At 71.8% G+C, this 14,478-nt stretch carries 14 protein-coding genes and 1 tRNA gene; 7 read left to right on the top strand and 8 right to left on the bottom strand.

All coding sequences use genetic code 11. The features are described from left to right. On the bottom strand, positions 1-571 hold a 571-nt coding region (locus IEY91_RS41785; RefSeq protein WP_229696917.1), incomplete at its 3' end, for a DUF3662 domain-containing protein. 740 nt (positions 572-1,311) lie between these two features. Between IEY91_RS41785 and IEY91_RS13010 the strand changes: the two genes are divergently transcribed. The 4 genes from IEY91_RS13010 (at position 1,312) to IEY91_RS12995 (ending at position 4,375) form a co-directional block, all read left to right on the top strand. Next, a tRNA-Leu gene (locus IEY91_RS13010) sits at positions 1,312-1,395 on the top strand. A 193-nt stretch (positions 1,396-1,588) separates the two neighbouring features. After that, positions 1,589-3,088: a DUF2252 domain-containing protein gene (locus IEY91_RS13005; RefSeq protein ID WP_189174060.1), complete on the top strand. Its 1,500-nt coding sequence runs from the start codon at positions 1,589-1,591 to the stop codon at positions 3,086-3,088. 25 nt (positions 3,089-3,113) lie between these two features. Then, positions 3,114-3,974 (top strand): J domain-containing protein, encoded by an 861-nt coding sequence (locus IEY91_RS13000; protein ID WP_164322844.1) that lies wholly within the window; start codon positions 3,114-3,116, stop codon positions 3,972-3,974. A 71-nt stretch (positions 3,975-4,045) separates the two neighbouring features. Beyond that, a complete protein-coding gene (locus IEY91_RS12995; protein ID WP_189174200.1) occupies positions 4,046-4,375 on the top strand; it encodes a rhodanese-like domain-containing protein in 330 nt (109 codons plus the stop codon). Between the two features lie 37 nt (positions 4,376-4,412). Here the strand turns inward: IEY91_RS12995 and IEY91_RS12990 are convergent, their stop codons facing one another. The 6 genes from IEY91_RS12990 to paaA all read right to left on the bottom strand — a co-directional run bounded on the left by IEY91_RS12990 (position 4,413) and on the right by paaA (position 9,470). Beyond that, positions 4,413-5,576, bottom strand: a complete 1,164-nt coding sequence (locus tag IEY91_RS12990) for an acyl-CoA dehydrogenase family protein (protein ID WP_164322842.1) — start codon at positions 5,574-5,576, stop codon at positions 4,413-4,415. A gap of 256 nt (positions 5,577-5,832) precedes the next feature. Beyond that, positions 5,833-6,900, bottom strand: a complete 1,068-nt coding sequence (gene paaE / locus IEY91_RS12985) for a 1,2-phenylacetyl-CoA epoxidase subunit PaaE (protein ID WP_189174059.1) — start codon at positions 6,898-6,900, stop codon at positions 5,833-5,835. Beyond that, positions 6,900-7,409: a 1,2-phenylacetyl-CoA epoxidase subunit PaaD gene (paaD, locus tag IEY91_RS12980; protein ID WP_189174058.1), complete on the bottom strand. Its 510-nt coding sequence runs from the start codon at positions 7,407-7,409 to the stop codon at positions 6,900-6,902. The genes paaE and paaD overlap by 1 nt, the downstream gene beginning before the upstream one ends. Further along, the gene (paaC, locus tag IEY91_RS12975; RefSeq protein WP_229696916.1) at positions 7,403-8,179 is read right to left on the bottom strand and encodes a 1,2-phenylacetyl-CoA epoxidase subunit PaaC; all 777 of its coding nucleotides are present in this window, start codon (positions 8,177-8,179) and stop codon (positions 7,403-7,405) included. Before paaC ends, paaD begins: the two co-directional genes overlap by 7 nt. Continuing rightward, positions 8,176-8,466, bottom strand: coding sequence for a 1,2-phenylacetyl-CoA epoxidase subunit PaaB (gene paaB, locus IEY91_RS12970; protein ID WP_164322835.1), 291 nt, complete (start codon positions 8,464-8,466; stop codon positions 8,176-8,178). The genes paaC and paaB overlap by 4 nt, the downstream gene beginning before the upstream one ends. After that, positions 8,463-9,470: a 1,2-phenylacetyl-CoA epoxidase subunit PaaA gene (paaA, locus tag IEY91_RS12965; protein WP_189174057.1), complete on the bottom strand. Its 1,008-nt coding sequence runs from the start codon at positions 9,468-9,470 to the stop codon at positions 8,463-8,465. The genes paaB and paaA overlap by 4 nt, the downstream gene beginning before the upstream one ends. 238 nt (positions 9,471-9,708) lie before the next feature. Between paaA and IEY91_RS12960 the strand changes: the two genes are divergently transcribed. Genes IEY91_RS12960 through IEY91_RS12950 form a run of 3 tightly spaced genes read left to right on the top strand, consistent with a single transcriptional unit; the run spans position 9,709 to position 12,727 of the window. After that, complete coding sequence (locus tag IEY91_RS12960) at positions 9,709-10,617, top strand: DUF5819 family protein (protein ID WP_189174056.1); 909 nt, start codon at positions 9,709-9,711, stop codon at positions 10,615-10,617. 53 nt (positions 10,618-10,670) lie between these two features. Beyond that, positions 10,671-11,921: an HTTM domain-containing protein gene (locus tag IEY91_RS12955; protein ID WP_189174198.1), complete on the top strand. Its 1,251-nt coding sequence runs from the start codon at positions 10,671-10,673 to the stop codon at positions 11,919-11,921. Further along, complete coding sequence (locus IEY91_RS12950; protein WP_189174055.1) at positions 11,918-12,727, top strand: TrmH family RNA methyltransferase; 810 nt, start codon at positions 11,918-11,920, stop codon at positions 12,725-12,727. The genes IEY91_RS12955 and IEY91_RS12950 overlap by 4 nt, the downstream gene beginning before the upstream one ends. Positions 12,728-12,784: 57 nt before the next feature. Here the strand turns inward: IEY91_RS12950 and paaN are convergent, their stop codons facing one another. Continuing rightward, positions 12,785-14,476 (bottom strand): phenylacetic acid degradation protein PaaN, encoded by a 1,692-nt coding sequence (gene paaN, locus IEY91_RS12945; RefSeq protein ID WP_189174054.1) that lies wholly within the window; start codon positions 14,474-14,476, stop codon positions 12,785-12,787. Between the last annotated feature and the right edge of the window lie 2 nt (positions 14,477-14,478).

Below are 14,478 nucleotides of genomic sequence, written 5' to 3'. Positions count from 1 at the left end.
GTTCGGCTGCCGCGCCGCGGCCCGCGCCCGCGCCGGGAGGCGGCGCGGCGGGCATGGGAGGGGCGCCCGAGGGACCCTGCGGGTGGCCTTGGCCGCCGCGCGGGCCCTGGCCGGCGCTCGTGGGTCCGCCACCGGGAGCGGCGGGTCCGCCGGGGCCCATGGGGCCGCCGGGAGCGTGGTCGGGGCTCTGCGAGGTGCTGGACGCGAGCGTGCGGCTGCGCACCCGGTAGAGGCCCGTGTCCAGGTCCTCCGCCTTCTCCAGGTGGACCTTGATGGGGCCCATGAAGCTGTAGCGCTGCTGCTTGGCGTACTCGCGCACCATGCCGGAGAGCTCGTCGCCGAGCTGCCCCGAATACGGGCTCAGGCGCTCGAAGTCGGGCGCGCTGAGCTCGACGATGAAGTCGTTGGGCACGACGGTCCGCTCGCGGTTCCAGATCGTCGCGTTGTTGTCGCACTCCCGCTGGAGGGCGCCGGCGATCTCGACGGGCTGGACCTCGGACTTGAACACCTTGGCGAAGGTGCCGTTGACCAGACCTTCGAGTCGCTGCTCGAACTTCTTCAGGACTCCCATGGGGCACCTCCTCCGTCGTTGTCATCCTCGTACTGCTTACTGATCGTATCCACGCGCCGGGAAATCAGGTGGTTCCCCCTGTCTGCCCAGACCACGAGTGTCGCCTCTCACAAGGCATGCCCGCACTGGTCTTCCGCGATCCTCCGGGTTCCTTCAGGGGGGTCCCGGGGCTCCACCGGGGGTTCCGTAGCCGATCTTCAGGGATCAGTCAGGGACTCCCGTGGGAACCGGTCGGGCCGGGACTCCGTCCACTCGCCGTCGTGTCTGTGCCGACGGCTCGGTCCGGCCTGGTCCGGCTCGCTCCGCGTACATGCGTGCCGCGCTCCTGCTCGGGGCTGCTTCCGTGCTCCTCCTGGGCTCCTTGTGGGCTCCTTCCGGGTTCCCGCGCCGGGCCTGTGTCCGGCCTGGCTCGGGCCTCCTCTTACTAGGGATCGTAGAGGGGGTCCGAAGCCAGTGTCCCGCACGCGGCTGTGGACCTAGGAGGAGGACTTGACGCGTGGCTTGGTTGCGTCAGGCGGGCGGTTCGGCCGGTTCCGGGGTGGCCGGACGGGCGGTGCCGGGCGGTGCCGGGGGCGGTGGGGCAGGCGGCACCGGCGTGGGGACCAGGGGCGGGGCCCGCCCCTGGTCCCCACCCTGTCCCCCCGAATACGGATGTGAATCCACCGTCCCCAGCGTGCTAATCTTCTCGATGTCGGCAGGCGCTCGCACCACTCAGTGAGAGACCCAAAGACAACACCCATGCGCGGGTGGCGGAATAGGCAGACGCGCTGGATTCAGGTTCCAGTGCCCGAAAGGGCGTGGGGGTTCAACTCCCCCCTCGCGCACAGATGAAAGACCCCGGCTTAGCTGGGGTCTTTCTGTTTTTCCACCTGTCTCTCCGTCGAGGTCGGGTCGGTGGTGACGTATGTCACCGGCAGGGGTCGGCTCGGGTGGCCGTGGGGAGTTGTCCACAGGCTGTGACGGGGATTCGCGGGCGGGGGTAACGTCGATGCCAGTTGAAGGCCGTGGACGGGGGCGATGGGCGTGGCTGAGACAACTCACACACCGGGCGTGAGCGGGAACGGGCGGCAGGGCGCGGGACGCCTGCCCCGCGTGGAGGGCTTCGCGCACTGGCCTTCGTACGGGACGTCCGCGCACGCACAGACCGAGCGGCCCGGGCACGTCCAGCCCAAGCAGGAGGGCAAGGCGCTGCGCACCCGCACCCCGCGGTCCGCGCACGCGGAGTTCACGGTCGACGAGCACCGCCCGGACCCCGTCACCGTCATCGAGGAGACCAACCGCGGCCGGCTCGCGGAGCTCACGCCGCTCCGCGTCGGCAGGATGGCCGCGACGCCCTTCGCCTTCCTGCGCGGCTCCGCAGGCCTCATGGCCCACGACCTCGCCCGCACCCCGCTCACCGGCATCGGCGCCCAGATCTGCGGCGACGCCCACGCGGCCAACTTCGGGCTCTACGGGGACGCGCGCGGCGGCCTCATCATCGATCTGAACGACTTCGACGAGACGGTGCACGGCCCCTGGGAGTGGGACGTCAAGCGCCTCGCCACCTCCCTCGTCCTCGCGGGCCGCGAGGCGGGCGCCACGGAAGACACCTGCAAGGAAGCGGCGTACGACGCCGTGGGCGCGTACCGCCGCACCATGCGGCTGCTCGCCAAGCTCCCTGTCCTCGACGCGTGGAACGCCATCGCCGACGAGGAACTGGTCTCCCACACGGACGCCCGCGACCTGCTCGGCACCCTCGACCGCGTCTCCGAGAAGGCCCGGCAGAACACGAGCGCCCGCTTCGCCGCCAAGTCGACCGAGCCGGTTCCCGGCGCCGAGGCCCCGGCGGGTCACGCCACTCCCCGGCGCTTCGTCGACGCGCCCCCCGTGCTCCGGCGGATACCGGACGCGGAGGCCGCGGCGGTTGCCGCCGCCCTCGGTGAGTACCGCACCACCCTGCCGGAGGACCGCCTGCCCCTCCTCGCGCGGTATTCGATCCAGGACGTTGCCTTCCGCGTCGTGGGCACCGGCAGCGTCGGACTGCGCTCCTATGTGGTGCTGCTTCTCGACCACCGGGGGGAGCCGCTGGTCCTCCAGGTCAAGGAGGCCGGGCCCTCCGCGCTGCTTCCGCACCTGCCCGCGGCGGGCTTCAAGGAGCCCGCGGGCGAACACGAGGGCCGGCGGGTCGTCCTCGGCCAGAAGCGCATGCAGGTCGTCAGCGACTTCCTGCTCGGCTGGACGACGATATCCGGACGGCCTTTCCAGGTACGGCAGTTCAGGAACCGCAAGGGCAGCGTCGACCCGGCCGCCCTCGCCGCCGACCAGCTCGACGACTACGGCCGCATGACCGGCGCCCTGCTCGCCCGCGCCCACGCCCACAGCGCCGACCCCCGGCTCATCTCCGGGTACTGCGGCAAGAACGACGAACTGGACGAGGCGATGGCCGCCTTCGCGGTGGCGTACGCCGACCGCACGGAGGCCGACCACGCCCAGCTCGTCGCCGCGGTGCGGGAGGGCCGGCTGCGCGCCGAGTCCTAGGGGGGTCGTGGCCTAGGCTGGACAGGTGACGACCCCGGAAGCCGAGCCGACGAGCCCCGAGACGCCCGAGGAGCCTGCGCGGCCCGAGGAGGGTGCGCGGCCTGACGGGGCCGCGCGGCCCGAGGAGCGGCTTGAGAAGGCGGTGCGCGCTGCCGAGCAGGCGCTCATCGAGTACGAGATCGCGGTGGAGACCTTCCGGGTCGAGGTGGAGAATTTCTCCCGCCTCCACCACCAGAAGCTCGGCCCGATGTACGCCCGCCTCGACGAGCTGGACGCACTGATCGCCGAGGCCGTGGCGGCACGGTCCGGGGACCCCGAGGACCTGCGCAAGGCGGACGAGGCGCGGGCGCGGGTGCTGCCCATGCCCGACGTCGAGGAGCTGTTCCACGGCTGGATGGACGGCGACGGGCTGTTCCCGGAAGCCGCGGCGATGCTCACCGACCAGACCGTGCGCCCGCCGCAGCGGGTACGGCCGAGCGACGAGGTCCGCAAGCTCTACCGGGAACTGGTCCGCAAGGCCCACCCCGACCTCGCGCAGGACGACAAGGAGCGCGAGCGCCGCGACGAGTTCATCACGCGCGTGAACGCCGCGTACGGCCGCGGCGACGAGGCGTCGCTGCGGGAGCTGCTCGCCGAGTGGGAGGCGGGCCCGGTGCCCGAGGAGCTTCGGCCCACCCCGAGCGAGGAGCTGTACGCCCGGCTCGAATGGCTGGCCCGGCGCAAGGAACTGCTCACGGTCGTGGCCCAGGACCTGGAGGAGAGCGCGATCGGCTCGATGCTCAAGCTGGCGCCCGACGACCCCGACCGCTTCCTGGAGGAGATCGCCGAGCAGCTCCTGGCGCAGGTCGCGGAGCGCGAGGCGGAGCTGGAGCGGGTCACCGCCTGAGCGGTGTGGGACGCGTGGCCGTGTCGTGTCGGGGGTCGGGTAACGTCGGGGGCATGGAATTCGGATCCGGGGTGCCCACGGTCACAGTCGCTGATCTCTCGGGCGGGGACTTCCTCCTTGACGTCCGCGAGGACGACGAGTGGCAGGCGGGGCACGCGGCAGACGCGCTGCACATTCCGATGAGCGACTTCGTCTCCCGCTTCGGGGAGTTGACCGAGGCGGCGCCGCAGGACGGCAAGATCCACGTGATCTGCCGCTCCGGCGGCCGTTCCGCGCAGGTGACGATGTACCTCGCCCAGCAGGGCCTCGACGCCGTGAACGTCGACGGCGGCATGCAGGTCTGGGAGGCCTCGGGCAAGCCCGTGGTCGACGACAAGGGCCAGCCCGGCACGGTGATCTAGCCCGCGCTCAGCGCGGGCGTGCGCCCGGCCGCACCGCTCAGCCAAGGGTGTGTGCGGCCAGCAGGTCCCCCAACGCCTCCTCGTGTGCCGCGGCCGGGCCGAGCGCCAGCTCCAGGTGCTTGGCCCAGGCGTGATAGCGGTGCAGGGGATAGTCGGTGTCCGCGCCGAAGCCGCCGTGCAGGTGCTGCGCGGTCTGCACCACGCGGCGTACGCCGTCCGCAGCCCAGATCTTGGCCACCGCCACATCCCCGGACACCGGAAGCGGCCCGCCGTTGCCCGCGCCCGCGCGGTCCGGTGAGCTGAGCCGCCACGCGGCCTGCCAGAGGGTGACCTCCATGGCGCGCAGGTCGATGTACCGGTCGGCGGCCTGCATCGCGACCGCCTGGAACGTGGCGACGGGAAACCCGAACTGCTCGCGCTTGCTGGTGTATTCACTCGTCATGCCCAGCACGCCGGTACCGAGCCCGAGCGCGAGCGCACAGGTGCCCGTCGCCAACAGGTCCCGCAGGAAGTCCCAGGCCCCGTCCGCCGTGATGACATCGCGGGCCCCCACTCGTACGGAGTCCAGGCGCAACTCCCCCAGCCGTTCACCACTGGTGGAGAACTGCTCGGCGAGGACGAGCCCGGCACACGCGCGGGGCACGAGGGCGAGGATCGTGCTGCTGTCGTCGGCGGTGGCGGTGGCGGTGGCGGGTACGACGGTGAAGTCGGCGTCGTAGGCCCACGGGACGCCCGTCTGGACGCCGTCCAGGATCCAGTCGTCGCCGTCGGGGCGCGCGGTGACGGCGAGTTCGGCGCCGTCGTGTCCGGTGCGGCCGTTCGCCGCGACGGTCAGGACGGTCTCGCCCCGGGCGGCGGACGCGAGCACGGCCTCCTTCAACTCGGCGGCGCCATAGGCCTGGACGGCGTACGCGGCCGCGCAACTCTCCAGGAGCGGAACGCGGGCGAGCACCTTCGCCGACTCCCGCAGCACCAGGCAGAGCGCGATGGGGTCCAGGCCCGACCCGCCGTACTCCGGCGCGAGGAGCAGGCTGAGCAGGTCGGCATCCGCGAGCTTGGCCCACAGCGCCCGGTCGAAGTCCTCGGCGACCGCACCCGGGGTGAGGGCGGGACTGGGCACGCCGTCCGGCGCGACACCGGCGAAGACCGCCTTGGCCGCCTCGAGCGCTGCCTGCTGCTCCTCGGTGAAGGTGAAGTCCACTGCTTGTCCCTCCGCACCGGCCGGTTCATGTCTCGTCGGCCCGCCCAGGCCCAGGCACCGACTCTCGGTCCGGGGTCCTGTTTCTGACGGGTCGTCAAGATAGAACAGGTTCTACGGGAAGGGAACAGTCGCGCCGGAGCAGGGGGCGGCGGCGGGAGCGCAGGGCGGCGCCCCGCTGCCCCAACCGCGGCTAGAGGGCGCCCCGCAGCCGCAGCCGCAGCCGCAGCCGTAGCGGCAGCTGCAGCCGCATGCCCGCTCAGCGGTCGAAGTCCAGCTCCACCTTGGCCGTGGTCGGGTGCGACTGGCACGCGAGGACGTATCCGGCTTCGGTCTCCTCCGGTTCCAGGGCGAAGTTCCGGTCCATGCGGACCTCGCCGGACACCTTGAACGCGCGGCAGGTGCCGCACACTCCGCCCTTGCAGGCGAACGGCGCGTCCGCGCGGTTGCGCAGCACCGTGTCCAGGAGGGACTCGCCCGCCCGCACCGGCCAGGTCCCGGAGCGGCCGTCCAGGGTGACGGTGACCGCGCTGTCCGCCGGGGCGGGCACGGCCGGTGCCGTCACGAGGCCGTCGTCCACGTGGAATATCTCCTCGTGGATGCGGTGCCGTGACACCCCCAGGGCGCGCAGCGTCCGCTCGGCGCCCTGCACCAGGCCGTACGGACCGCACAGGAACCAGCCGTCGACCTCCTCGACCGGCAGCAGCGCGGGCAGCAGCCGGGTGAGCCGCTCCTCGTCCAGGCGCCCCGAGTCGAGGCCCGCCTGCTGCTCCTCGCGGGAGAGCACCGTCACCAGCTGGAAGCGGTCGGGCCAGCGGTCCTTGAGGTCGGCGACCTCGTCGAGGAACATCGTGGACGCCGCCGTGCGGTCGCTGCGTATGAGGCAGAACTCGGCGCGCGGCTCGCGCTCCAGGAGCGTCGTGACGATGGAGAGCACCGGTGTGATGCCGCTGCCGCCGACCACCGCGGCATACCGCCCCGGGGCCGGGTCCAGGGTGAAGCGGCCCGCCGGGGTCATCACCTCCAGCTCGTCACCCGCCACGATCTCCTTGTGCGCGTACGTCGAGAAGACGCCGCCCTCCACCACGCGCACGCCCACCCGCAACCGCCGCGGCTCACCGGCCGCTTGGGGGGACGGCGCCGGCGAGCAGATCGAGTACGTACGCCGGATCTCCGTGCCGTCGACCACGCGGCGGATGGCCAGGTGCTGGCCCGGTGCGTACCGGTACTCCTCGCGGAGGGCCGGGGGCACCTCGAAGGTCAGCGTCACGGAGTCGTCGGTGAGCTGCTCGACCGCCGCCACGCGGAGCGGGTGGAAGCGCGCCATCACAGCTCCTTGAAGTGGTCGAAGGGCTCGCGGCACGAGACGCAGCGGCGCAGTGCCTTGCATGCGGTGGACGAGAAGCGGCTGAGCAGCTCCGTGTCCGTCGAGCCGCAGTTCGGGCAGCGGACCGTCAGGGACAGCGGGACCGGGCCGTCGGCGGCGTGCGGGCGCGGCGGGGCGATGCCGAACTCGGCGAGTTTGCGGCGGCCTTCGGCGCTGATGTCGTCCGTCGACCAGGCGGGGGAGAGCACCGTGCGCACGCTGACGTCGTCACGGCCGTGCTCGCGCAGCACCTGTTCTATGTCCGCGGACATCGCTTCTATGGCGGGGCAACCCGTGTACGTCGGGGTCAGCTCGACGTCGACGTGGCCCGTGCCGCTGACCCGCAGGGAGCGGAGCACGCCCAGCTCGGCCAGGGTGATCACGGGCAGCTCGGGGTCGGGCACGGCGCCCGCCAGCGCGCTGAGCTCGGCTTCGAGGGCGGTGGGGGTGCGGGGGGCCGTGGTCACCATGACGCCCCCGGGTGGCTGCGGTGCAGGTGCTGCATCTCGGCGAGCATCCGGCCGAACGACTCCGTGTGCAGGCCCTCGCGGCCCGCGCCGGCCGTCCACGCCCCGCTCTGCGGGCCCTCGGGGACGCTGAGCGTTGCCTTTTCGATCACTTCGGTGACCCTGGCGGTCCACTGCTCGCGCATGCCCTGCCAGTCGAGGTCCAGGCCCGGCACGGGCTGGAACATCTCTCCGGTGAACCGCCACAGCGCGTCCAGGCCGCGCCGCATCCGCTCGTGGCTCTCCGCCGTGCCGTCGCCGAGCCGCAGCGTCCACTGCTCGGCGTGATCCTGGTGGTAGGCGACCTCCTTGACGGCCTTCGCGGCGAGGGGGGCCAACAGGCTGTCGGTGTCGGCCAGTTGGCCGTACAGAAGGGTCTGATACACCGAGAAGTAGAGCTGGCGAGCGATGGTGTGGGCGAAGTCGCCGTTCGGCTGCTCGACGAGCTGGAGGTTGCGGAAGGCGCGCTCCTCGCGCAGATACGCCAGTTCGTCCTCGTCACCCGCAAGGGAGAGCAGCACGCGGGCCTGGCCGAGCAGGTCCAACGCGATGTTCGCCAGGGCGACCTCTTCTTCGAGGACGGGGGCGTGGCCCGCCCATTCACCCAGGCGGTGCGAGAGCACCAGCGCGTCGTCGCCCAGGGCGAGGGCCGCGGCGTGGAGGGCCGGGGCTTCGGTGGTCGTGGGCGCGGGGCCCGCCCCCGGGGACGCGGGGGACACTGGTGTCGGGGTCACAGGTGCTTCACTCCTTCCGGGATGTCGTAGAACGTCGGGTGGCGGTAGGGCTTGTCGGCGGACGGGTCGAAGAAGGAGTCCTTCTCGTCCGGTGAGGAGGCCGTGATCTGCGTGGACGGCACTACCCAGATGGAGACGCCCTCGTTCCTGCGCGTGTACAGATCACGGGCGTTGCGCAGCGCCATCTCGGCGTCCGGGGCGTGCAGGCTGCCCGCGTGGGTGTGGGACAGGCCGCGGCGCGAGCGCACGAACACTTCCCACAACGGCCATTCGGTCGAGCTGCTCATGCGGTCGCCTCCTTGCGCTCGCTGTGCTTGACGGCGTGGGCGGCCGCTGCCTCGCGCACCCAGGCGCCCTCTTCATGGGCGCGCCTGCGCTGTGTGATGCGCTGTTCGTTGCACGGGCCGTTGCCCTTGAGGACCGACCAGAACTCGCTCCAGTCGATCGCTCCGAAGTCGTGCTGTCCGCGCTCCTCGTTCCACTTCAGGTCCGGGTCCGGCAGGGTCAGGCCGAGGGACTCGGCCTGGGGGACGCAGATGTCCACGAAGCGCTGGCGCAGCTCGTCGTTCGAGTGGCGCTTGATCTTCCAGATCATCGACTGCTCGGAGTGCGACGACTCCGCGTCCGGCGGGCCGAACATCATCAGGGACGGCCACCACCAGCGGTCCACGGCGTCCTGGGCCATCGCGTGCTGCGCCGGTGTGCCGCGGCTGAGGGCGAGCAGCAGCTCGTACCCCTGGCGCTGGTGGAACGACTCCTCCTTGCAGACGCGGACCATCGCGCGGGCATAGGGGCCGTACGAACACCGGCACAGGGGGACCTGGTTGGTGATCGCCGCGCCGTCCACGAGCCAGCCGATCGCGCCTACGTCCGCCCAGGTCAGGGTGGGGTAGTTGAAGATCGACGAATACTTCTGGCGGCCGGAGTGGAGCTTGTCGAGCAGGTCGTCGCGGCTCGCGCCGAGCGTTTCCGCCGCGCTGTACAGATAAAGGCCGTGGCCCGCCTCGTCCTGGACCTTGGCCATCAGGATCGCCTTGCGGCGCAAGGAAGGCGCGCGCGTGATCCAGTTGGCCTCCGGCTGCATGCCGATGATCTCGGAGTGGGCGTGCTGCGCTATCTGGCGCACGAGCGTGGCGCGATAGGCGTCCGGCATCCAGTCGCGCGGCTCGATGCGCTCGTCGGCCGCCACGGCCGCGTCGAAGGCGGACTCCAGCGCCGGCGCGGCGGTGTCCGCGGCGCCTGCCGCTGGGTGGTGCGGCGCCGTACTGGGCGGCTGGTGCGCTGTCGCCATCTCGGTCCCCCTCGACCTCGGGCAGTGTCCCGGCAACTCTCGGTGTCAGATGCCTCGGCATCCCCGCGAAACCGGCGACCTACCGACCGATCGTTCGGTTCGTGGGAATTCAATGGTGCGGCGCCTCGCCATAAGGTGTCAACCCTGTGGATAACCTCCGGGACGCTGTGCCTGGCGGGCGGGCCTGAGTACCGTTCCGGCGGCAGGGTTCGGTCGTGGGGTCGAGGAACGGGGCGAGATGGACGCGTACGACAAGGGTTCGGGCGGCGGGGCCGCCGAGCCCGATGACGCGCCCGCGGTGCCCGATGCGGTGCCTGCCCGGCCTGAGGCCTTGCCCGCCGGGGCCGGCGGCACCCCCGCCCCACCCGACCACGCCCCCACGGGGCCCGACCACGCCCCCACCGGGCCCCACCAGGCCCCCACCGGGCCCGACGACACCCCCGCCCAGCCGGAATCCGGCATCGCCGCCCTCTCCCGAGGCCCGCAAGTCGTCGCCGCCCTCGTCCTCGCCGCGGTCGTGGTCGGCGTCTGCGTCCACGTCGGGATGCTGTTCCTGCACGTGGCGCCGTCGAACACCGTGACCAAGAAGCACGGCGGGACCGTGGACGACTGGGTGTATCCGGAGTTCGAGCAGAACTGGAAACTGTTCGCGCCCAACCCGCTGCAGCAGAACGTCGCGGTGCAGGTCCGCGCGCAGATCCGCACCGCGGACGGGGTCGGCCGGACCACACGCTGGTACGACCTGTCCGCGCAGGACGGCGCCGCCATCGACCACAACCTGATGCCGAGCCACACGCAGCAGAACGAGCTGCGCCGGGGCTGGGACTTCTTCGTGGCCACGCACGACGCGCAGAATCGTCCCACCGGTCTGCGCGGCGAGCTGTCCGAGCGCTACATCCGCCGCATCGTGCTGCTGCGCCTGAACCGGCACGAGCCGCTGGCCCGCGGCGAGGCCTTCGACCAGGTGCAGGTCCGGTCCCGAACCACGGCGGTGCGGCCACCGGAGTGGAGCGACGAGAAGATCAACACCAAGCCGGTGCTGCGGGTGCTGCCGTGGTGGTCGGTGACCCCGGCCGACCTGCCGCTGGCCGGGGAGGACCGGGCGCGGAGAGACGTGGCCGCCGATCGGACGGAGGGCGCCCGGTGACCCGCGCTGATGGGGAGCACCCGGTGGCCCGGTCCGTCCACGCGGGCGGGCGCCTGACGTCCCGCTTCGAACCGTTCGCCCGTGCCGTGCAGCGCGTCACGGCGCACGCCCTCGGCCCGTACCAGACCGCCATCGTGCGCATCGGTTTCGCCGCGACATGGCTGATGTTCCTGCTGCGCGAACTGCCGCACCGGCGTGAGCTGTACGGGCCCGACGGGCCGTGGAACTGGGACATGGCCCGGCAGCTCATCTCCGCCAATGACGCCTTCACGGCGCTGATGTGGTCGGACGGCCGGTTGTGGTTCGAGATCGTCTACTTCCTGGCGATCGTCTCCAGCGCCCTGCTGCTGGTGGGCTGGCGCACGCGCACCATGTCCGTGCTGTTCATGATCGGCGTGCTGTCGCTGCAGAACCGCAGCATCTTCATGGGCGACGGCGGCGACAACGTCATCCATCTGATGGCGATCTACCTGGTGTTCACGCGGTGCGGCCAGGTCTGGTCCCTGGACGCGCGCCGCGCGGCACGCCTCGACGGGGCCGGTCGTGACGACCGCGTCGGCCCGGTGCTGTGGTGGGTCCTCGGCCTCGCGCTGTCCGTCGTGACGTTCATGGGGGAGCTCGGCGGGTTCTGGCTGGTGCTCTTCTGGGGGCTGTGGCTCGCGCACGGCCTGTGGTGGGTGGTCTCGCGGCGCGCGCCGCGGAGCGAAGCGCGGGTGCTGCTCGACGTCGTCGCCAACCTCGCGCACAACGCCGCCCTGTTGGTGATCATGGTCGAGGCGTGCCTGATCTACGCCACCGCGGGCTGGTACAAGATCCAGGGAAGCCGCTGGCAGGACGGCACGGCCGTCTACTACCCCCTCCAGCTCGACTACTTCTCCCCCTGGCCCGCGCTCGCCGACCTCCTCACCTCGCACGGCGTGCTGGTCATGCTGGTGACCTACGGGACGGTCGCCGTGCAGGTCGCCTTCCCGTTCACCCTGTTCAACCGGCGCGTCAAGAACGTCCTGCTCGCGGCGATGATCTTCGAGCACGCCGTCATCGCCATCGTCCTGGGGCTGCCGTTCTTCTCGCTCGCGATGATCGCCGCCGACGCGGTCTTCCTGCCGACGTCGTTCCTGCGACGCCTCGGCGGCCGGCTGGCACGCGCGCGTAGAGGGCTGATTTCCCGTACGCCGCTCTCTCGGGTGCGGCGTTTGCCACGTATGCCGCGTCTTGCGCGCGGGGATGCGTTTCCGGGGTCGCGCGGCGAGGAGAAGCACGCCCAGGAGGCCGCGGAGGACGCGCGCGTAGGCTTCGGGGCATGAGTGTGAGCGGCACGGCCGGGGTCGAGGGGCTCCCGGCGGAGCAACAGCCCCCGGAAGACCCGCTGCGCGCCTGGCGCGGCCTCGCCGACACCTCCGTGCTCCTCGACGGCTTCCACGCCCTGAAGCACGCGCTGCGCTTCGGTGCCCGCATCCCCGTGGCGCTGACCAGCGACAAGGCCGCCGTCCTCGCCCTTGCGGCGGACCTGGCACCGGACGTGGCCGCCGCCCTGGACGCGCTGCTCGCCGAGACCGACGACGCGACGCTGCGCGCCCTCGTGCCGCGGCTGCACCCCACGGCAGTGGCCGCCTTGGCGGTACGTCCGTCACGCACCGCCAACCTTCAGGTGCTGGCGCACACCCCCAGGCCCGCTCCCGTCGTCGTCCTCGACGATCCGCGGAACCTGGGCAACGCCGGGGCGGTGATCCGGCTCGCCGCGGGCTTCGGCGCGACCGGTGTCGTGACGACCGGCACGCTCGACCCCTGGCATCCCACCGTCGTACGCGGCGGCGCGGGCCTGCACTTCGCCACGGCGGTGGAGCGCGTGGACGTCGCCGAGCTGCCCGCGGGCCCGGTGTTCGCCCTCGACGCGGAGGGCGAGGACATCCGTGGCCTCAAGCTCCCCGACGACGCCGTGCTCGCCTTCGGGTCGGAGCGCAGCGGCCTCTCGTCCGAACTGCGCGCCCGCGCGGACCACTTGGTGTCGCTGCCGATGCGGCCGCAGGTGTCGAGCTACAACCTCGCGACGAGCGTCGGCATGACGCTCTTCCACTGGTCCTCGGGACGGCCCCCGGGAGCCCAGGTCTGAGCCCGTGCTCCCGGGGACGTGTTCCCTGGGTCGTGCGCCCGCGCCGGACCGACCGGCTCAGGCGTCCTTGCGGATCTCCACCACCCGGAAGCGGTTGGCCACGAACGCGCTGTCGCACAGCGCGGCGTTCGCCGCCGGGTTGCCGCCGGAGCCGTGGAAGTCCGAGAAGGCCGCCGTCTGGTTCACATAGACGCCGCCCGTGAGGTTCAGCGAGAGCTGGGCGCTCTCCTCCAGGCAGGTCTCCTCGACGGCGGAGGACACCTCCTCGGAGGTCGTGTACGCCCCGACGGTCATCGCGCCCTTGTCGCGGACCGTGCGCCGCAGCAGCTCCACCGCGTCCGCCGCCGAGTCGACCGCCACGGCGAAGGAGACGGGGCCGAAGCACTCGCTGAGGTAGGCCGCCTCGGCGTCCGGCTTGGCGCCGTCCAGCTTGACGATCACGGGGGTGCGCACCACGGCGTCCGGAAACTCCGGGTTGCTGATCTCCCGGGAGGCGAGGGCGACTTCACCGATCCCGGGGGCCGCCTCCAGGCGGGCCTTCACGTCCGGGTTGACCAGGGCGCCCAGGATGCCGTTCGCCCGGGCCTCGTCGCCGAGCAGGCCGTCCACCGCGCCCGCGAGGTCCGAGACCACCTCGTCGTACGACTTCTTGCCCGCGTCCGTCGTGATGCCCTCGCGGGGGATCAGCAGGTTCTGCGGGGTGGTGCACATCTGGCCGCTGTACAACGACAAGGAGAAGGCCAGGTTCGACAGCATGCCCTTGTAGTTGTCGGTCGACTCGACGACGACCGTGTTGACGCCTGCCTTCTCCGTGTAGACCTGCGCCTGGCGGGCGTTGGTCTCCAGCCAGTCGCCGAAGGACGTCGAGCCCGTGTAGTCGATGATCTTGATTTCGGGGCGGGTGGCGAGGGTCTTGGCGATGCCCTCGCCGGGCCGCTCGGTGGCGAGCGCGACCAGGTTTGGGTCGAAACCGGCCTCGCTCAGGACCTCGCGGGCCACGCGCACCGTCAGGGCGAGCGGCAGCACCGCGCGGGGGTGCGGCTTCACCAGGACGGGGTTGCCGGTGGCCAGGGAGGCGAAGAGGCCGGGATAGCCGTTCCACGTCGGGAAGGTGTTGCAGCCGATCAGGAGCGCGATGCCGCGCCCGACGGGCGTGAAGCGCTTGGTCAGGGCGAGCGGGTCGCGCTTGCCCTGCGGCTTGGTCCACTCCGCGGAGCCGGGAGTGCGGGACTGCTCGGCATAGGCATACGCCACCGCTTCCAGGCCGCGGTCCTGGGCGTGCGGGCCGCCCGCCTGGAACGCCATCATGAAGGCCTGGCCGCTGGTGTGCATGACCGCGTGGGCGAACTCGTGCGTGCGGGCGCTGATGCGCGAAAGGATCTCCAGACAGACCATCGCGCGCGTCTCCGCGCCCGCGTCGCGCCAGGCACGCATGCCCGCGCGCATGGCCGGCAGCAGCGCGTCCACGTCCGGGTGCGGATACGTGATGCCCAACTCAGGGCCGAAGGGGGAGACTTCCGCGCCCGTCCAGTCGTCCGTGCCCGGCTGGTCGAGGTCGAAGCGGTTGTTCAGGAGGGCCTCGAAGGCCGCCTTGCCTTCGGGGAGGCTCAGGCTTCCGTTCTCGCCGTAGGCCTTGGGGTGTTCGGGGTGGGGCGACCAGTACGCGCGCGTGCGGATCGTCTCCAGCGCCTGGTCGAGGGTGGGCCGGTGCTTGGCGATCAGCGTGTGCGCGGTGAGTTCGGCGGCCATGA

Source organism: Streptomyces lasiicapitis (genome assembly GCF_014646335.1).
Taxonomy (GTDB): domain Bacteria; phylum Actinomycetota; class Actinomycetes; order Streptomycetales; family Streptomycetaceae; genus Streptomyces; species Streptomyces lasiicapitis.
Note: the sequence above shows the minus strand (reverse complement) of the source record. Positions and strands in the feature narration are given on the sequence as shown.